Genomic DNA, 19,986 nt, shown 5'->3' with positions numbered 1-19,986 from the left:
ATCCAGTTTTTTCTGTTCATCTATTTACTTATGATATCCTCGAGCGTTTGTTCAAGCGTGGGAAAATAAAAAGTGAATCCTGCTTCCTCTATTCTTTTTGGAACGACCCAACGGCTCTTTAATACAAGTTCCGTTTCCGTACGAATAAAAGCCGAGCCGATTTCAAGCATCCACCTCGGGGCAGAAAGTCCAAAAGACCGGTGTGACTTTTCACGTAGGAGAAGCATGAGTTCTTTGTTGGTAACAGGATTCGGAGCAGAACAATTGAAAGGACCCTCCAACTCCTTATGTTCTTTTAAAAACAGACAGATTCGGAAGAGGTCTTCGACATGAATCCAGCTGAACATTTGCTTTCCAGAACCTTGAGGGCCGCCAAGTCCAAATTTCACCAGGTTTTTATATGGAGCCATCACTCCTCCATGCTCACCTAAAACGATCGCTGTCCGGAGAGCTGCTTTTCTCGTACCAGGTGTTGCAAGAGCGAAGAAATTGTCTTCCCAGGTCGTCGCTACATCCACAGAAAAGCCGCGTCCCACCTCCCCCTCGTTTTCCGTCATCGGCTGGTCTTCTGCATGACGATATATCGTCGCCGTACTTGAGTTCAGCCAAACTTCCGGTGGACGATTGCATTTTTGAATCGCTTCCCCTAAGAGGTTGGTCGTGATCACTCTCGAAATCATAATTTCATTTTTATTTTTGACGTTATAGCGGCAGTTGACGGATTTCCCTGCCAGATTAATCAGGAGTTCAGCCCCTTCGAGTGCCTCTACAATCCCTGTTCGATCTTCCCACTGGATGTACCCTTTCCTTCTGGAGATGATAGACACGTCATAGCCGAGGTCCTTGAACCGTTTTTGGAAGTAATCCCCGATAAACCCGGTTCCCCCAGCAAGCACAACTTTCTTCAACATTAAAAACTCCCTTCCTAACCTATTGATCTCATACTTTTCATTTTAGGGAGTCTCTCATCCTTTTACAATTTTTTCAATGCAAGTGACCGATGCCATGTCACCACTCACCTACACCAACTTGCCACATACCTGCCTCTTCATGACAGAAATCTCCCACAAGTCTATACTGACAATAGAAAGACAGAGGGGAGGGCAAAGGGGAAATGAAACTGATCATAGATATCAAGGAAACACACGAAGAAACAAAGGTGACCGTTGAGTGCAAAGAAGTCGATCCATCCATAAGAAAAATTCTCGATGCTTTGGAGGAGGAAAACCATGATTTGGTGATTGGGTACAAGGAGGATCGCCAACACCTTCTTAAACCTCGGGACATCGAGTATTTCTACACCGAAAAGGAGATGGTCTATGCTGCTCATATCGAAGGAAAATACAAATTAAAAGAAAAATTGTATGAGCTGGAGGAAACGCTATCACCTGATCCGTTTATCCGCATCTCGAAATCTACCATGGCTAACCTATATAAAATCAGTCACTTTGAGCCTTCGTTTCACGGCACGCTGGTCGTCCATTTTCAGTCAGGCAGCAAAGAGTATGCATCGAGGCATTATGTAAAAGAAATCAAAACCATTTTAAAAATGAATAGGAGGAAAGAAAAATGAAGACTTTTACTATCAGAAGTATCATCGGTATCTTCTTTGGAGCCTTTCTCGCAGTTCTAATGACATACGCTGTATTATGGTTCGGGGATGTGGAAGCTCTACCTGGAGATGGATTCATCAGAAATTCCCTCGGCAGCATGTTTTGCGGCTGGTTTTTCTCCGTGACACCTTTGTATTTTGAAATGACATCGCTCAGACTGTGGCAGCAAACGCTCTTACATTTCATCACGGTCTCCCTGCTATATTTCATTATCAGCTTCTTCATCGGGTGGATCCCTTTTCAACTTACGACAATCCTCCTCTCCATCCTTGCGTTCCTGCTCATATATATCATCATTTGGATTGGCTTCTATCTTTATTTCAGGTCAGAATCCAGGAAATTAAATGAAGAATTGAATCATCTTCAATAAAAAAAGTCGACTCGAACCATCCTTAGGTTCAAGTCGACTCTTTTCCTTCATCAGGAAGAGGAAGCGATAAGGTCTCCATCTTCTTCGTAGTGATCGAGAACAGCGTCTACATAATAAATATCTCCGTAACACGCATCAAACTTTTCAGCTTCTTCACGAATACAGCTGTATTTCCCTGTATGTTTTAATTCTTCATATTTCTTTGAAGAAAATTCAATCGCCAGTTCTTGTGTATATTGCCCACCATTGTCCATCACAAAATCAATGAATCCTGCCCCAAAGTTATAGGACTGCAATGCAAGCTTCACATCTCCGTCAGAGCGTTCCAAAGTCTTTGCGAAATAAGCAACCCCTTGCTTGATGGACTGTTCTGGATTTTCAATACAGCCAACCTCTCCACAATGGGATTCTGATGCCTGCATAGGATCGTCTCCGCGGCCACCAGACTCCTGCATCATCAAAGCCAGAAGAATATCCTTGTACTTGGGAATGCCTTCCTGTTCGGCATATGTCTCCACTTCATCTTCATACTGCAATACCTGATTAGGAAGGTCCGGCTCTTTTTCTTCAGCGGTCCAGCTGCTCATCACCCCATCGCTAAGCTGACTTGCCATTGTGAAAAACACGAGGCCGAGTAAAAAGACCGGAAGGAGTATGGCTCCCCATGACCAGCCTTTATTTCTATGATTCTCTTTTTTCACCCCTCCGCCCCCTCCCTTCGACGTCATTCTATGAATAGCTTACCATTTTCTGATCCAAATGACTGAGAATACGCACTAAAAAGAGCCGATTAGGAGAGTCTCGCATTGTAGATTGGATTTCTTTCCCACATCTAATTTTTCACAAGAAAAAGCCGCCACGATTTGTGACGGCTAGTGCTTTTCATCCAGATAGATGAAGTCAGGTTCGGGATGGCTCAAAAATTCATGGTGCGAAATCGTCCATGCATAAGCACCTGCATAGTCGAAAATAACAACATCCCCAACTCTTAGTTCTTTCACGTATTGACTTTTCACGAGAAGGTCATTGGGGGTACACAACTCTCCAGCAATCGTGACTTCCTCATCATTGACCCCAGGCCTTTCGTATGGTCTCTCCCATTTGGCAACTGGGTGAATACGAAAAGGATGACTCATCTTCCAGGCAGCAGGCAGTCGGAGGTGGTGTGATCCTCCACGAACGAGGGCGAAATGATGATCATGATTGGCTTTTACATCTAACACTTCGGTTACATACGCCCCGGAAGCGGCCGTCATGTATCTCCCAAGTTCAAGCACTAACGTAAGTCCGTCCATTGCATTCTCAAGTTCGTGAAGTCCAGTTGTGAATGTGTCCCAATCGAACCCGTCTTCCGGATTCCAGTAATTGATCCCAATACCTCCGCCGACATCCACCGCACGGATGGTTAACCCGAAATGGTCCCGCCAGCTTTTCGACTTCTCTAAACACATGGACACAAATTGCACATGAGCTTCAGCACTTAAATTGTTCGACATGGCATGAAAATGGAACCCTTCTACACGCACATGCTTCATCTCCAGGGCTTTTTTAATGATCAGTGGCACATCACGTTCATCAACACCAAATTGAGTCGGAACGCCCGACATCATATGATGACTTTCCGGAACATCACGACTTAGATTGACGCGAATCAGTACCGGTGTGACCCTGTCTTTTTGCTGGGATAAGTGTTCAATTTGGTTCAAATCATGAAAACTTTCTACGTTCATAGCTTCCACTCTTCCATCGATCGCCTGCTCTATTTCCGTCTGTTTTTTTGCAGGAGCCCCAAACAGCACGGGGCTTTGATGGAACACCTTTTTCAGTTCTCCACCGGAAGCGACTTCAAACCCATCGACAATCGGGGCCAAAGCTCCGATTATGCGCGGATCTGGATTCGCTTTCACCGCATAATAAAGCCGGCAGAAAGCCGGGAGGCTATTTTTTATGGAACCTGCATGCTTCCGTAACCGACCCAGATCATAAACATAGGCGCAAAGCGGATGATCATCTTGTCGTTTTTTATTTTCAATATATTGTTCGATTCTCATAGTTACATCCTCACATTTTCTTCAAGCTAAGGGGTTCGGAACTTCCGTGTAGGCATCCCCTTTACTATTGCTCAGCCTCATCTGGGTCAATGACTTATGCATGACCGTGGACTGGAATAAAAACTTTCGATCTTCAGCCACTTGGGTGGACAAACCATCCTCCTGTGACAACCGATCCAATTCTTCCTTTACCACTCTTTTTACTTCTATCCAAAATGTGTCTTCTCGTAACCCACTATATTGGACGAGCTGACGAATGATTTCTCCCAGGTGGTTTTGAAATACAGTGTAATACAACTTGTTATGCATCGATGAACGATCATTCGTCACACTAGCCGAACCAGCGGCGAAATCCGGAGCAATGCCTTGTTTATGAAGACGATCCGTGAACACTCTCGCTCCTCCCCAGTCACGGAAAAAGAAGCGTGTTAACCGTCCATCTTTGAACACAGGCAGGCTATTTTGAAGGTGCCCTTCCAGTGCGACTCCATATTTGACCATTAAGGTTATATAGCCTGGCAGCACCTTTTGTAAATATTCACAGAAAAATGCCGGGACGGCTTCTTTGCGATGGAGGTGATGTTTCATCTGAAATTCCTGTACAAGCTCCTGAAGAATGGTCAATTCACTGATGGGAGACTGAGCATACAAGCTCATTCCTGCAACTGCAACCTCCCCTTCTTTCAAATGTGGGTGAAGAGATTCACGAATCAACATCGTCAAATTGCGGCTTTTTAAGCGCTCCTCAGACCTGAAAGCAGCTCCTCCCCATTCATTCAAGGGGACAAAGGAACACAACTGAGCTTCTCTTTCCTTGATTTCCTGAATCATAGTGGAAAAGACGGTCGAATTCATTGCCGTCTGTGTTGATATGGAGCGGACCGTCGACGTCATCTGGCTGTTCACCGCGAGCTTCAATACAGGAGCATCTTTCCTTTTAGGAGCCACTGTCCGAAATGAGGAAGTCGCTTCTACATTTAACGGCGCTGAAGTTAAAAGGATCACTTTTTTATCTGTGATTTCCTTATGGTAAATCTCAGGTATCGCATGTTCAAACTGCCACGGATGAACAGGTAAGATTGTGTACAAATCCTCGTCATATCCACGTTCTCTTAACTCTTTTTTCCCTACCTCGGCGGAATCAGGAAAACTAGAATCAAACGAAGTCCCAGTACTCATCACCCCTGACTTCTTCACAGCAGCCAGCCGGATTGAAAATGTCTGATGAAATTCCGGTGAGTAACGAAAGGTATCTTCGTAATTCAAACCGATTTTCGTTTTGGCACCAGGATGAAGGTGATGCCCGTCGACAACGAGCTGTTCGAAAAATAAATGGGCGCCTTCCCCTTTATGCAAGGCATAATCCACCGATGTTTCCACTCCAAGATCAGCCGCTTCTGTCCGCACCCCCTGTTTCCATTCCTCATGGAAAGTCAGAGCGAGCGCAAGGTTTGCCGTACCATTATTCAATTCCTTCATAAATATGTCCCTGTTTGGGTGATCTGCTTTTCTAAACAAAAGAAAAACAAGCTCGGATGCTGAAGAAACCGGGCGGACGCGTTGTCCCTCTATGACCAAAGGTACATCCACTTCGACGAAACGGAATGCGGATGTATGAACAATTGGAAATAAAACGTTATTTTTCTGTTTTTGAACAAGCAAATAGGTTCGGTCTTTTTCTAAAGGTGGATCTACTTCTTCCCCTATTGTTTTACATAGGTCAGAAGATCCTCCATCAAGAATCGTTGCGCCAGAATAAAAACCATCAATATCTTCGCGAATGATGGAATTCGCAAGCTTTAACAGGATGCCTTTTCTAGCTTCGTCCCTACATTTCCAAAATCGGGATGCATGACCAGGGTGACTATTTTTCAAGTACTGCAGGACTTGCTCTTCTTCTTTATACAAGTTGGGATTTCGTGACTGCAAGCGTTCAGCTAAGGGCAGGATCATCTTGGTTCACCTCGCTTTTCTTGGCAAAAGGATGAGGGATCTCTACATAAAGATTCTCAGTATATTGATCAGACAAACGCATATGAACTAAGGCCTTCATCTTCGTCGGTTTAGTTAGGATTTCCTCTTGATCTAAAAGGGATGAGGCTGGAATTTGTTTGTCCTTTTTCAGCTCGTCATATGTTTCTAGAATCACCTTTTCGACTGTGCTCCACATTTCTTTTTCGCTGGCATCCGTTTTTCTTGCGAGAGCGACAATGATTTCCCCTAAATGATTGTGGAAAAGCGCGTGAGAGAACACATCCAAAAGCTCAGAGCGGTCTTTTGTAAGTAGATTCGTACTTGGGTCGATCGGCTGTTGGTCGAAAAATTGTTCCAATCGCTCGTTCATGATTCGGATGCCACCGTAATCACGGAGTACCGCTTTTTTAGGTTTCCCCTTTTCAAAAAGGACGACACAATTCTGAAGGTGGGCTTCCATGCTGATACCGTATTTCGTAATTAATGTAAGCATCCCGGGCAGCACCGTCTTTGCATAGTCATAGATGAACGCTTGAGCTGAAGGATAGACCTCAGCCATTTCTTCTACGATCAATTTCCCTGACAATGGGGAAGGCGCTAGCATAGATGCGGCCGGTACAGCTATTTCGTCTCCTTTTAGATTACACTCTGGATTATCTCGCAGGATTGCAGCCACATTTTTTTTCAGAAACCTGACATTCTCCTTTTGAGCAGGCACGTAATGAATACCGACCTCTTCACCCATGACGGAAAGAGAGCGAGAAAGCCTCTCATCATGACTTAAAATCGTCTGGAAAAGCCGGGATAATGTAGGACCGTTCTTTGTCGATGCTGCTGACACCGTTCGTACCGCACTTGTCATCTGCACATTGACCGCCGTTTTAATATGGTGCCTGCACCGATCCGATAAAGGGGCAAGGGTTCGTAATGAAATCAGCGCGGCTGTTGAAATGGTTTCACTCATTGGCAATAGCCATTTTTGATTCAGAGCGTCCTTATAATACTTTTTGATGGTTCGCTCCCATTGCCATGGATGAACCGGAATGATCTCATATTCTTCAGCAGCTACCCCTTGGGTAATGCAAACCCGTTCGAATTCTTTTTCCAGCTGAGAGTATTCTCCAAATAGAATGGACTTTGTGGTTTCTCCATTCCTTGAAGTCATATGACATCGATCTTTGTGAACAAGTAGAGGAATAACGGCCGGCGTTCCTTCCCATTCAGGCGCATAACGGGCGATATCCTCAGGGGTCAACCCTATTCGTGTTCGGCTACATGGATGAATGGTATGCCCTTGGATCACCCACTGCTCCAAAAATGTCAGTGGACTTTTTTGAAGAGCAGCATATGTCAGCGTATTTTCTGCCGGGGAGTTTTCCATTTGTCTTCTTCTATACTCTGCCACAGTAAGAGCCAGTGCAAGGTTCCTTACACTGTTCATGACTTCTTCATGAAAATCAGAAGGATTATTTCCCGGGAAAAGCAGTTTCAAACAAGTTTCGGTTTGATCCACTAACGTTCGACTCTTGTCACGGTCAATATAAAAAATGTCTCCATCTATATCGATGTGTTGAAATATGTATAAGTGGGACACAGGGACGTGAAGTTCTCCGCTGCTTACGAAAAGAACCAAAACGGAACCATCGTTTCTCCATTCGTTTGGAACCACACGCTCACGGAAGATCGCTTGAATCAGCTGATGCATGGTAAGGGTATCCGCTTTTCCCAGATTCTCTAAAAAGGTGGATTCATAACCCGGTAATTCTTTTTGTATCAATTTTACATCTTCCATGTTGTTCACCTCCTCGGAGGAATACTGTTGCTTTGTAAACCTGCCTATTCCCTAAATCAACGAACAATAATCCGAACTTCTTCGACTCATAGCCTTAGCTTACTCCTAAGTCCATGTCCATTATGCTCCTTAAGTTGTTGGATCATTGATTTTATTTTATAATTGATAACAGTTATCAGCAAAAATAAAGCTTTCTAAATAGGAGACATCGATATGAAACGAGTATACGAACAACTTCAGAACGATCATCGCATCTTTGTTGGTTCTGAATCCAAGGACCGTTCTCATTACAAAGTCGATGATCTCATACACAATAAAAAAACAATGAAAGAATTGCTTCAGATCCAAAAAAAACAATTGGATGCCCCGAACATGGCGATTACTGGTCTGCTGTTCGGAAAAATGTATTCTGTATTCACGATGGGGTTGTTTGAGACGATGATCAAACATGGATTCGTCATTGATGCAGGCCCTGAAAACATTAGCATTGAACTGAAAGAGAAAAATGCAATGAATTATATCGTCGATGAGTCGGCGTTCCACAAAATCGCGGACTTACCGGTGGATAAGGTAAAAGAGTATGTTCACACTTTCATTACCCAGCACCTCCAACCATTATTCCAAACGGCGGCGCAAGTGTCTAAATGTAAAACCACGCACATGCGCTCCATCGTCTCCCACAACCTTCACCAACGAAAGTGTGTGCTTGTAAAAGATCAGGCAGACGAATGGACAGAGACCGTCTTTAACTGGTTCACCACCCATGAGTTGTTCAAAGAAAACCGTCGCAATCCTCTCCATTTTAAATTCCGCTTCTACCAGGCGGAAAACGGAAAAGAAACCTATGTCCGACGTCACTGCTGCATGAAATATATGCTCCATGACTCAGACAAAGCCAAGTGCTGTCCGACCTGCCCGCTCATCCCAGATGAAGAACGCGACGACCGCATCAAATAAAGCCCAAGCTTACCAAAAAGCTCAGGGCTTTATTTGTGGAAAAAAATGTATGACCTGGTACACCAATGTTTTCCAAAACTCATGAATAAAATAAAGATCCCCACAGGAACACCTGGGGGATCTTCATTTATACGTTCATCTCTTTATACTTTTTTTCTACCAATTGTACTAAGCGGTGATCACCACTCAAACCGGAGATTGCCTTAAAGGTAGCTGAAGCGCCGTGGTCTAAGACTCTCTCATGCAACTCACTAGCTTCAGGATCAACTTCATTCTTGTAACTCAGAGCAGCTGCAATGACATCTACCAACTCATGCGGATCTGCTTTTAATCTTTCTAAATATTCTACAGCCGGACGCACAAGTCGATCTTTCGGTCCAAGCTTACGAATGGGACCTCGACCGACACGTGTCACTTCATCAGACAAATCCGGATTCAAGAAACGATTAATGATCTGATCGATATAAGCTTCGTGCTGTTCTTTACCAAAACCATACTTGTCTATAAGTACAGCACCCGTTTCACCTAACGTTCCCTCTACTTTTTCCTTCACTCTTCGATCATCCATCGCGTCTTTGATTGTGGAATGCCCATAGTAGCTTCCAAGATAGGCAGTAGCTGCGTGCCCTGTATTCACTGTGAATAATTTCCGTTCAATATACGGCGTCAGGTCTTCCACGTAGGTGATCCCTTCCACTTCCGGCTGTACTCCTTTAATAGAAGGCGTTTCTACCACCCATTCATAATAAGGTTCAACCTTGACCATTAAAGGATCATCATTACTTTGATCCGGGACAATTCTGTCCACGGCCGCATTCGGAAATCCGATCAAACCAACCAATTGGTCATGCTTAGATTCATCCATGTTTTCAAGCACATGCTGCTTCAACGCTTCCGATCCGCCGATCATGTTTTCACAAGCAATGACGTTCAATGGACCAGCTTGACTCTCCATCCGCTTTTCCAGGCCTTCTGCCAATAGCTTTGAAATAACAGAAAGAATGGTAGGTCCAACAGCCGTAGTAACAAGGTCCGCTGTAGCGATCGCTTCTACAACTGCTTGCGGCTGTTTCATACTATTCAATCCACTAACATGTTTAACGGTAATCCCCGTATCTCCACCAGCCAATTCAACTTTATACTGATTGCGTTCATTCAGCTGATCAATCAATGCTTCATTGACGTCCACAAAAACCGTCTCATAACCCGACTGATCGAGAAGCGCACCAATGAACCCGCGTCCTATATTCCCTGCTCCGAAATGAACAGCCTTCATCTTACTCCACCTCGCTGAACGTTTGTAGAACTTCTTCCTTCGTTTCTGCCGCAATCAATTTTTCAACGTTCTCTTCTTCTGAACAGACAATGGCGATTTGAGACAAGATTTCCAAATGCTCGTTCCCTTTTCCAGCGATCCCAATAAGAAGTTTGACGATATTTCCATCTCCGAAATCAACGCCTTCTGGTACTGTGACAACCGAAATCCCTGTTTCATTAACGGACTTTTTGGCATCCTCTGTCCCGTGAGGAATTGCTACAAAGTTCCCCATGAACGTAGATGTGATTTCCTCACGCTTCAGCATCTCTTGGATATAGGCTTCATCCACATACCCTTGTTCATTCAAGATTCCACCAACATAACGGATCGCGTCTTCTTTCGTTGCCAAGCTCTTGTTCAGTTCAATGTTTTCTTTTTTCAAAATGTTTGTAGACATAGTAAAAACTCCCTTATTCTTTAGATTTAATAAATGTATAAAGCTTGTTTGCTATATATTGAAGGATTTTCTCTTCATTATCTGATTGTAAAATGGACGTACACTCATCGTCTTCTATAATGAGAGAACTAATGAAGCTTAACGTCTCCAACCCCTCTTGATCCGGGGCTTCAGGTGCGAGCATGAGTAACATCGTCTTTAAAGACATCTCCTCCCCGTCCATGCCTTCGACTCTTAAAGGTTCATTCAAAATATGGACAGAAAAAGAGGGTTGGTCGATAGCAGAACTCCGCGCATGATAAAGAGCGAGGCTTGTGTCAGGGATCCCTAGTCCACCGATGGCTTCCCGGTCCAACAAGTGATTTACGATACGATCCACTTCCGAAACGGCCCCACATTCTTGCAAATGATGAATCGCCTGTCCCAATGCACTTCCAATTTGGGAAGCTTCTATATTCGTTACAGAAAGATGATCAAGAATCTTTCTGATGTTTTCAGCATAGCGTTCATATGCCTTGATCTTCTCTTGTATGGCCTGAAACGACTTCTCACCGTCGCCCTTCGGTGCCATCACCGGTTTTTTCATTTGTTTCGTCACACGTACCCTTCGGATCGTATGCTCAATTTTGTGAATATCCTTCTGAGGTAAGACAGGACTCACCTGCACATAGCCTTCTACATCAACGAGAGCGATGGTCGATACAATCAAGTCGTACTGGGAGATGTCCATCCCTTTAAGGTCAAACAATGAATGATGCTCAATCTGTTCAATTTCATTGAATCTCTTTTGTAACTTGGCTGCCAGTATTTTGGCGGTACCGATTCCGCTTGAACAGACGACAAGCACATTAATTCCAGCTACACCTTCCATATTCAGAAGTGCCGATGCAAAATGCATCACGATAAAAGCGGTTTCTTCTCGAGGGAAAGGCAATTCAGGAAAGACCTCTAGCAGCGACATCTCTACTTCTTCGAACAAAACAGGGTAATCTTTTTCCATTTGATCGGTGAATGAGTTTTCGATATCCATGTTGTGCTGCAGACGGTAAACACTGGGTTTCAAGTGGACAACAAGATCATTCAGTAATCGGTCGTATTCGTTAAAATTCATTCCGACACGACTAGAAACTTTTGCAATCAGCTGCTTCGCTTTAAAAGCAATGCTCATACTGGATTCTTCTAACAGCGAATCACGATTGTACCTTGCCTTCGCCCCCATCAAATGCATCGTAATATACCCTGTTTCGGCTTCTGGGATTGTGAGGTGAAAGGCACGCGCCAATTGATCGATCAGGTCTTCTGCGAACGAATACTCTTTCGTAGACCGAAGCTTTTCCAACTGTGTTTCATCGATATGGATTTTTTCCCCTTGCTGTATGCGTTCAATCGCTAAAGCAAGGTGTACGACCAATGCAATGTAGGCACTATCTGCTAGAGGATACGACAAATCCTTTTTCAAATCCCCGACGTGATATTCAATAAGTGCAAGGGTTTCTTTATTCACGATGTCCAGCAAATGTCCAGACAAAGATTCTTCAGTCCCTTGATTCCCTTCCTGGATGTTTTGCCTTACCATAGAGAAAAAATCCAACTCGTTCATGTGAGACATAATCAATTGACTGATGGCTTTCCGTATGCCGGATTCTGCTCCGACCACTTCAACGCCATAGCCTCGTTTTCTAACAAGCTTCAACTGAAAATCCTTGAGGTGATCTTCAATTTTATCGAGGTCATGGCTGATGGTTGCTACAGTGACACCAAGATCGTTGGCAATCGACACAAGTTTCACAGGTTCACGAGTTTCCAAAAGTTTCGATAAAATCAACACATGCCGTTCTTCCTGAGTGTAATCCACAGAAACTTGTTGAATTAACTCCAGTCTCAGCGACTTCTTTTCATCTACAGGCCCTTTTAACAAAAGGACGCCCCCTGAAGCTTTCTCAAGCGATAAGTCTCTTTCAGCCAAAATATCTGCAATTCCTTTCAAGTCACGATGAACCGTTCTCGTGCTTATATCGAGCTCGTTTGCCAATTGCTTTACGGTCACTTGATCTTCTTGACCAAGCAAACGATCTAGAATCTTCCTTTCACGCCCTGTCACATACATCCCCGACCCACCTCCTTCAAGGACAAGTTTTAATAACTATTGTTTCTATAGTTCCATGATATGTTGTAGAGAAAGGGTTTTCAATAAATAGAAAAGTCATCTTCGTCACACCCCTTGTGACAAAATTTAATAACTTTGTCAGTGTCATGAGAGCATTTATCGGTGACTTTTGCCCATTTATCAGTGGTTTTGAGTATTTTATCAGTGACTTTGAGTGATTTATCAGTGACTTTTAGACTTTTATCAGTATCTCCCTCATTTTTATTAGCGTACGAACGAATAAACAAAGGCCTGATCAAAGGAGATCAGGCCTTTAGCAGTTATTCGGATTTGAGTTCATTCACAAGTTCATCATACTTTGGACTGTTCAGGAAATTGTCTACAGAGATGTGATGAGCGTTCGGTACTCTTTGTACGGCGCGTTCAGTCAAGTCCTTGTGGGTGATGACAATGTCCACATCGCTTGGCAGATCATTGATCGCCATGTTCGTCACATCTATATCGATCCCGGATTTCTTGAACTTGTTCTTCAAGAGCGATGCTCCCATCGCACTGGATCCCATTCCTGCATCACAAGCGAAGATGATTTTATCGACATCGCTGCGATCTACAGAAGGTACGACGCTTGTATTTCTTTCTTGAGCTTCTTGTTGCGCGTCTTCTTTCTGCTCATCTTGTTGAGAATTCAACTGGCCGGAAACAGAACTCTTCTTCCCTTTCATTTCTTCCATTTTTGCCGTAGCTTCGTTCAATTGATCTTCCTCATTGTTCTTACTGAATTTAAGAATCAAGGAAGCGACAAGGAATGAGGCTAGTGTCGCAACAAGAACACCTGCAATCACTCCAAGGTGATCCCCTCTCGCAGTCAATGGCATTAGCGCCACGATACTTCCTGGAGATGGAGTGGCCGTCAAACCAACACCAAATGCCACAAACGTTGTCGTTCCGGTTACACCACCGGCAATGGCTGCTAAAATCAATGCCGGCTTAGACAAGATATATGGGAAGTAAATTTCGTGAATTCCACCAAAGAAGTGAATAATGGCAGCCCCTGGCGCCGTCTGACGGGAAATCCCTTTTCCAAAGATACTAAAGGCCAATAGAATGCCCAATCCAGGACCCGGGTTTGTTTCAAGTAAGAACAAGATCGATTTCCCTAGTTCCTGGGTCTGATCAACAGCAATTGGACTTAATATTCCGTGGTTAATGGCATTGTTTAAGAATAAAATTTTCGCAGGTTCAATGAAAATATTGACGAGTGGCAGTAAGCCTGCATTCACTAGAGCTTCAACAGCAGAGCCTAAGATATTCGTCAATCCTGACATAATTGGACCGATGACATAATAGCCAATAATGGCAAGAATAGCACCTGCTATACCAGCAGAAAAGTTATTGATCAACATTTCAAATCCAGATTTGATTCTACCTTCAAAAAGTTTGTCCACCCATTTGATCGCTAGACCGCCAAGAGGACCAATCAGCATCGCGCCAAGGAACATCGGAATCTCTGCACCTACGATGACACCCATCGTAGCTGTCGCCCCAACGACACCTCCGCGAAGTCCGTGAACCAGTCGTCCACCTGTGAAACCGATCAGTAATGGAAGCAGGAAGGTGATCATTGGACCGACCATTTCTGCTAAGTCTTCATTTGGAAAATATCCATCAGGAATAAATAAAGCCGTAATAATACCCCAAGCAATAAAGGCGCCGATGTTCGGCATGATCATTCCACTTAAAAAGCTCCCGAACCGCTGAACACGAGCCCTTGCACCTGTTTGTTGTTTCTCACTCATGAGTTTTCCTCCTCGTTATGTTTGCTCTCTTTTTCTGTACTTTTATGATAAAGCGGTTACAACCACATTCACAAGACAATCTAAATGCAGCTTTGTCAAACGAGACGTGACAAATCTAAAAAGGGATAGAAATAATGAAAGACGTCGACCACTATGACTGTGTTCGACGTCTTCTTTCAACCTCTTTTTTTATTTATGACTACTTTTATTCCTTTTGCTAACCAATGATGAACGAATAGCGCAAAGCCGATACGGATATAACTTCCGAATTCAGTAAGGAAAACGTTCATGAGAAGTTCATACACTCCCCACGTCATCAAGACAGTCCATATTGCATATATGACCCCGGGTACGATGGATTCGTATGAAAAGTATTCCAGGTAGGTGACCAATGTGAAACCAGTAAATAAACAAAAATATCCGATCCTCTGATCCCATCCCCATTGATGATTGATTAAAGCAAACATAATTAAGATGATTGAAAAAATGAATAATAGAGCACGTGCAGAAAGAGTCTTTTTCATTGCGCCCCGTATTCTTTCTCTTTTTTCTTTTTTCCAAGCTTTTCATAGTAAGGTTCAATGCCTGCCCATTTGCCAATCAGCTTGATCATTACAAAAAAGAAGACACCTTCTATGGTGACACCTTTGACTGTGTCTGCCGACAGCAACTCTGCGTATATGGTGGTTGGAATGATAGCCATGCCTTTGGAAAATACAAAGGTCATTCCAAATGCAAGTCCCAACATACCGAATCCCTTCCATATGGGATCCACTCCTAAAAACCAGAGCAGATAAACCATCAAACCAATGGAGATAATGATCACCGCTTTACCAACTTCAACATCAACCCCTGTAAGAACGGCTCCAAAAACCACCATCGATATAGATAAAAACACCATCACGAGTAGGTGTTTTTCGTTTTGTCTTAAGTGATGGATCCATTTCTTCACACTTTTCCCCCTTGTGAAAATCTCTCCTCTCATTTTATCGCTGGACCAACAGAGAGACCAATGGAATCATTCTCCAATCTTTTTCTCATAACTTCTCTGGTGATAACGCAAAATAAGAAAGACAAGGAGGAAAAGAAATGAACGTTGCTCAACTATTGATCCAATGCTTAGAAAATGAAGGCGTCGAATACATTTTCGGAGTGCCTGGTGAAGAGAACATTGACCTTATGGATGCTTTGCTGGACTCCCCCATCGAATTCATTACGACCCGCCACGAAACGAGTGCTGCTTTTATGGCCGGAACCTATGGAAGGCTTACTGGGAAGCCTGGTGTCTGTCTGGCTACGCTTGGACCTGGCGCGACCAACCTGTTGACGGGTGTGGCGAATGCGAACATGGACCATTGCCCCTTGATTGCGATTACAGGTCAGGCGGGATTGAACCGCCAGCACAAAATCTCCCACCAATACTATGATCTCGTAGACATTTTTGCACCGGTAACGAAATGGAATGCGCAAATCAAAACAGGTGAGATCGTCCCTGAAGTCGTTAGAAAAGCATACCAGCTGGCGATGCAGGAAAAACCGGGTGCGACACATATTGACCTGCCTGAAGATGTAGCGAGCATGGAAGTATCGGCTGCTCCCCTTCCAATCACAGGCCATTCGCTTCCACAAGCGGATGAAAAAGTTATTCGGGAAGCCGTTCATCTCATTTCAAAGGCGGAAAAACCGCTTATTTTAGCTGGAAACGGAATTACTCGAGAACAGGCAACCGAAGAACTTCAAACTTTAGCAGAAAAAGCGAAGATCCCTGTCGTTCACTCATTTATGGGAAAAGGGGCGTTATCCTGGAAGCACGAACTTAGCCTTCTCACAGCAGGATTAAGTGGGAAAGATCATATTACCTGTGGCTTCCAACAATCCGACCTGATCATCCCCATCGGATTCGACATGGCTGAAACCCCACCTCAAAATTGGAACCCGACTGGTAAAACACCCATTCTGCATATCGATACAGAAGAGGCCGAGATTGACGCCTATTACCCAGTAGCCCTAAATGTCGTCGGGAATATTAAAGAAAATTTAAAGCAATTAACAGACGCGGTTTCATCAACAGAAAGAGATCTGGACTGGGCCACAACGATACGGCAAAATGTGCTGGATGAATTTGAACAATACCAACAAGATGAAGGCTTTCCACTAAAACCGCAAAAGATCATCGCAGACTTAAGGAAAGCGATGGGCGATGAGGATATCGTGATTTCAGATGTCGGGGCTCACAAAATGTGGATGGCACGCATGTATCATACTTCCCAGCCAAACACCTGTCTCATCTCCAATGGACTCGCATCCATGGGTGTGGCCGTTCCGGGTGCGATTGCAGCGAAAATGGCCGCACCAGATCGAAACGTTGTTGCTGTTTGTGGGGACGGCTCTTTCCTTATGACAGGAGCAGAGCTCGAAACGGCGGTAAGACTGAATGTACCGATCATCATTTTACTTTGGAGAGATGATGGATACGGTTTAATTGAATGGCATCAGATGAAAAAGTTTGATCGCCCCTCCTACATTGAATTTGGCAATCCGGACTTTATTAAGCTAGCCCAATCTTTTGGCCTTGAAGCTTTACGTATTGACCAGGTGGCAGACCTCCAAAAAGCGCTGGACCAGGCAATTTCCATGAATAAGCCTGTGTTGATCGACTGCCCTGTGGATTACAGCGAGAACATGAAGCTCACGGAAAAACTTAAAGATATCACATGCGAATGAGGTGAACACATGAGAATCGGCTCTATTATCAACGGCGAAGAATACCGTGAAGACAGCCGGGAAACGATGACGGTTAACAATCCGTACAACGAGGAAATCGTTGTTGAGCTGGCCTTAGCTAAGGAAGAGGATTTGAACCGAGCCATCGATATTAGTTACGATACGTTTCATCAAGAAATGAAGAAAATGCCGGCCCATGACCGGGCAGACGTTCTGTTAAAAGCATCCAAACTTTTAGAGGAACGGAAAGATGAATTCGCTGAAGCCATTACGAAAGAAGCAGGCAAACCTTTACAGTTCAGCCGGGGGGAAGTGGAGCGATCCGTTCAAGTTCTACGTTTCTCGGCAGAAGAAGCCAAACATATTGAAGGAAAAGTCATTCCGATGGATGCAGCGATCGGCGGAGAAAACCGGATTGGGTTCACGAAACGCGTCCCGCTCGGTGTAGTAGCAGCCATTACACCGTTCAATTTTCCGTTAAACCTAACCTTGCATAAAGTGGCACCTGCCATCGCAGCTGGCAACACGATTGTATTGAAACCTGCGGAGAAAACACCAGTCTCCGCCTACAAGCTGGTTCAGCTTCTTCTTGAGTCCGGACTCCCGAAAGGCGCCCTTAACTTCCTGCTCGGAACAGGGAAAGAAATCGGGGACCCTCTAGTGAAACACGATAAAATTCACAAAGTCACGTTTACAGGAAGCCTCCCTGTCGGACGGACAATCCGTGAGAATGCTGGATTTAAAAAAGTGACACTAGAACTTGGTTCCAACAGTCCAAATATTCTGTTTGAAGATGCCGACTTGGACTACGCGGTATCCAGTTTAGTTAAAGGAGCCTTTGCTTTTTCAGGCCAAGTCTGTATCTCAGCCCAGCGAATCTATGTCCACCAAAATATTTACGACCGCTTTTTAAAAGCCTTTATCCAAGAAACAGAAACATTGAAAATCGGTGATCCGATGAGTGAGGATACGGAGTTTGGACCGATGATAAATGAAGATGAGGCAAAGCGAGCAAAAATGTGGATCGATGATGCTGTGGAAAACGGCGCCAAGATCGAAACCGGTGGTGAAAGGGATGGGACGCTATTAAAGCCGACAATCATGACCAATGTCAAAAGTGACATGAAAATCATTGCAGAAGAAGTATTTGCTCCTATTGTTTCTGTCATTCCTTTTTCATCAGAAAATCAGGTCGTCCATCATTCGAATGACTCCATTTATGGACTGCAGGCTGGTATTTTTACAAGAGACATCGACCGTGCCTTTCGTGTCGCTGACCAACTGGAAATGGGTGGTGTTTGGATCAATGAAATGTCAACCTATCGTCAAGACAACCATCCGTATGGGGGTGTGAAAAAGAGCGGCATTGGCCGTGAAGGTGTTCAGTATGCGCTTGAAGATATGACCGAATTGAAGTTTTATGGTATAAGGCTGAACGGCTAAAAAAAGCTGCTGTCCACAATAAGGGCAGCAGCTTTTCTTTTATGATCCGCGTTCGGTTTCTCCAATCCAACCACGAGCATCCATCGCTTTCACTAAATGATTGATACCCACCATATACGCCGCATCACGCATCCGACAACCTTTTTCTTCTTTCATTTGGATGACCTTCTCAAAGCCAGAAAGCATTTTCTCTTCTAACTGTTTATTGATCTCATCGACCTTCCAATAGTAATTCATATTGTTCTGGACCCATTCGAAGTATGAAACCGTCACTCCACCTGCATTGCAGAGAATGTCAGGGATGACGAAGATTCCTTTTTCCTCAAGAATTTGATCGCCTGCAGGAGTGGTCGGTCCATTGGCTGCTTCAGCAAGGATTTTCGCTTGGATTGTCGGTGCGGTTTCTTCGGTCACCTGATTTTCAACAGCAGCCGGAATGAGAATATCAACAGGAAGGCTGAACATCTTCTCGTTCGTGATCGGTTCTGCTTTTTCATAGGAAGAAGCATAATTCTCTCCCTTGTTTGTGAAAGCGAGCAAATCCGGAATATCTAAGCCGCCTTCTTTATAAATGCCACCTTTAGCGTCTGTGACCGCCACGATTTTCACACCTAATTCATGCAGGAATTTTGCTGTCATGCTCCCTACGTTCCCAAACCCTTGAATAGCCGCGGTCGCTTCTGTCATCTCAATTCCGAGTACTTTACAAGCTTCCCGGATCGTAAATACGACCCCACGCCCTGTCGCTTGAAGACGCCCTAGCGAGCCGCCTAATACAACTGGTTTTCCTGTCAGCATTCCAGGGATGTTGTAGCCACGAAGCTGATCAAACTCATCAACCATCCAGCCCATAACTTTCGGATTCGTATTAACGTCAGGAGCCGGAATATCTTTCTGAGGACCGATGATTGGAGTGATTTTCTTGATGTAGTTCCGGCTCAAGCTCTCCAATTCACTCTCAGATAATTGATCGGGATCAACGATGACCCCACCTTTTCCTCCACCCAAAGGAAGGTCAATAATCGCAGACTTCAAAGACATCCAAATGGAAAGGGCTTTGACCTCATCTAAATTGACATCCGGATGAAAGCGAATCCCACCTTTGGTTGGACCCAAGATGTCCATATGCTGAGACCGGTACCCTGTGAAGTTTTCAATCCGTCCATCATCCATCCTTACAGGAATGGAAACTTCAAACACGCGCATTGGTTTCTTCAAGAGGTGATAGATGTTCTCATGAAGTCCTAGCGTTTCTATCGATTCCTTCAACAACCCTTTCACAATCTCATAAGGATTATGGCCATGCGTCATAATATCCGACTCTACTTTGTCGTACTTTTCCTTACCCATACTCCCACCTCATTCATCTCCAAAATTTTCTACACCTTTCCTGCACCAGGTCATACACTTTCTTCCAGACCAGGTCATACAATAATTCCCAATT

General features: G+C 44.2%; 17 protein-coding genes. 5 read left to right on the top strand and 12 right to left on the bottom strand.

Going from position 1 to position 19,986, the window contains the following annotated elements; all coding sequences use genetic code 11:
* Positions 1–20: 20 nt before the first annotated feature.
* Positions 21–911 carry a TIGR01777 family oxidoreductase gene (locus ACXACN_RS01780; protein ID WP_474961826.1) on the bottom strand — a complete coding sequence of 297 codons (891 nt, stop codon included), beginning with the start codon at positions 909–911 and terminating at the stop codon, positions 21–23.
* A gap of 203 nt (positions 912–1,114) precedes the next feature.
* On the opposite strand from ACXACN_RS01780, the gene ACXACN_RS01775 reads away from it, so the two are divergent.
* The gene (locus ACXACN_RS01775; protein ID WP_474961825.1) at positions 1,115–1,573 is read left to right on the top strand and encodes a LytTR family DNA-binding domain-containing protein; all 459 of its coding nucleotides are present in this window, start codon (positions 1,115–1,117) and stop codon (positions 1,571–1,573) included.
* Positions 1,570–1,983, top strand: coding sequence for a DUF3021 domain-containing protein (locus ACXACN_RS01770; protein WP_474961823.1), 414 nt, complete (start codon positions 1,570–1,572; stop codon positions 1,981–1,983). Before ACXACN_RS01775 ends, ACXACN_RS01770 begins: the two co-directional genes overlap by 4 nt.
* Before the next feature lie 50 nt (positions 1,984–2,033).
* On the opposite strand, the gene ACXACN_RS01765 is transcribed toward ACXACN_RS01770, so the two are convergent.
* The 4 genes from ACXACN_RS01765 to ACXACN_RS01750 all read right to left on the bottom strand — a co-directional run bounded on the left by ACXACN_RS01765 (position 2,034) and on the right by ACXACN_RS01750 (position 7,800).
* Positions 2,034–2,684: a lysozyme family protein gene (locus tag ACXACN_RS01765; protein WP_474961821.1), complete on the bottom strand. Its 651-nt coding sequence runs from the start codon at positions 2,682–2,684 to the stop codon at positions 2,034–2,036.
* Positions 2,685–2,855: 171 nt separating this feature from the next.
* Positions 2,856–4,034 carry a type III PLP-dependent enzyme gene (locus ACXACN_RS01760; RefSeq protein WP_474961820.1) on the bottom strand — a complete coding sequence of 393 codons (1,179 nt, stop codon included), beginning with the start codon at positions 4,032–4,034 and terminating at the stop codon, positions 2,856–2,858.
* Between the two features lie 21 nt (positions 4,035–4,055).
* On the bottom strand, positions 4,056–5,987 hold the full coding sequence (locus ACXACN_RS01755; protein WP_474961818.1) for an IucA/IucC family protein: 1,932 nt from the start codon (positions 5,985–5,987) through the stop codon (positions 4,056–4,058).
* Complete coding sequence (locus ACXACN_RS01750; RefSeq protein ID WP_474961817.1) at positions 5,968–7,800, bottom strand: IucA/IucC family protein; 1,833 nt, start codon at positions 7,798–7,800, stop codon at positions 5,968–5,970. The genes ACXACN_RS01755 and ACXACN_RS01750 overlap by 20 nt, the downstream gene beginning before the upstream one ends.
* A gap of 213 nt (positions 7,801–8,013) precedes the next feature.
* Between ACXACN_RS01750 and ACXACN_RS01745 the strand changes: the two genes are divergently transcribed.
* Complete coding sequence (locus ACXACN_RS01745; protein ID WP_474961815.1) at positions 8,014–8,757, top strand: hypothetical protein; 744 nt, start codon at positions 8,014–8,016, stop codon at positions 8,755–8,757.
* 127 nt (positions 8,758–8,884) lie between these two features.
* On the opposite strand, the gene ACXACN_RS01740 is transcribed toward ACXACN_RS01745, so the two are convergent.
* The 6 genes from ACXACN_RS01740 to ACXACN_RS01715 form a co-directional block, all read right to left on the bottom strand.
* Complete coding sequence (locus tag ACXACN_RS01740) at positions 8,885–10,033, bottom strand: mannitol-1-phosphate 5-dehydrogenase (RefSeq protein WP_474961814.1); 1,149 nt, start codon at positions 10,031–10,033, stop codon at positions 8,885–8,887.
* A gap of 1 nt (position 10,034) precedes the next feature.
* The gene (locus tag ACXACN_RS01735) at positions 10,035–10,472 is read right to left on the bottom strand and encodes a PTS mannitol transporter subunit IIA (protein WP_474961812.1); all 438 of its coding nucleotides are present in this window, start codon (positions 10,470–10,472) and stop codon (positions 10,035–10,037) included.
* A 13-nt stretch (positions 10,473–10,485) separates the two neighbouring features.
* Positions 10,486–12,579, bottom strand: coding sequence for a BglG family transcription antiterminator (locus ACXACN_RS01730; protein WP_474961811.1), 2,094 nt, complete (start codon positions 12,577–12,579; stop codon positions 10,486–10,488).
* A 320-nt stretch (positions 12,580–12,899) separates the two neighbouring features.
* Positions 12,900–14,375 (bottom strand): PTS mannitol transporter subunit IIBC, encoded by a 1,476-nt coding sequence (locus ACXACN_RS01725; RefSeq protein WP_474961809.1) that lies wholly within the window; start codon positions 14,373–14,375, stop codon positions 12,900–12,902.
* A 176-nt stretch (positions 14,376–14,551) separates the two neighbouring features.
* A complete protein-coding gene (locus ACXACN_RS01720; protein ID WP_474961808.1) occupies positions 14,552–14,899 on the bottom strand; it encodes a hypothetical protein in 348 nt (115 codons plus the stop codon).
* Complete coding sequence (locus ACXACN_RS01715; protein WP_474961806.1) at positions 14,896–15,327, bottom strand: hypothetical protein; 432 nt, start codon at positions 15,325–15,327, stop codon at positions 14,896–14,898. Before ACXACN_RS01715 ends, ACXACN_RS01720 begins: the two co-directional genes overlap by 4 nt.
* A 137-nt stretch (positions 15,328–15,464) precedes the next feature.
* Here ACXACN_RS01715 and ACXACN_RS01710 point away from each other — a divergent pair, with 137 nt between their 5' ends.
* Complete coding sequence (locus ACXACN_RS01710) at positions 15,465–17,099, top strand: acetolactate synthase large subunit (protein WP_474961805.1); 1,635 nt, start codon at positions 15,465–15,467, stop codon at positions 17,097–17,099.
* 9 nt (positions 17,100–17,108) lie between these two features.
* Positions 17,109–18,542: an aldehyde dehydrogenase family protein gene (locus tag ACXACN_RS01705; RefSeq protein WP_474961804.1), complete on the top strand. Its 1,434-nt coding sequence runs from the start codon at positions 17,109–17,111 to the stop codon at positions 18,540–18,542.
* Positions 18,543–18,581: 39 nt separating this feature from the next.
* Here the strand turns inward: ACXACN_RS01705 and ACXACN_RS01700 are convergent, their stop codons facing one another.
* Positions 18,582–19,892 (bottom strand): Glu/Leu/Phe/Val family dehydrogenase, encoded by a 1,311-nt coding sequence (locus ACXACN_RS01700; RefSeq protein WP_474961802.1) that lies wholly within the window; start codon positions 19,890–19,892, stop codon positions 18,582–18,584.
* Between the last annotated feature and the right edge of the window lie 94 nt (positions 19,893–19,986).

It is taken from the genome of Halobacillus sp. AWM4_238, from assembly GCF_056158265.1.
The sequence above is the reverse complement of the archived record's forward strand: the minus strand, read 5'-3'. Positions and strand labels throughout refer to the sequence as shown.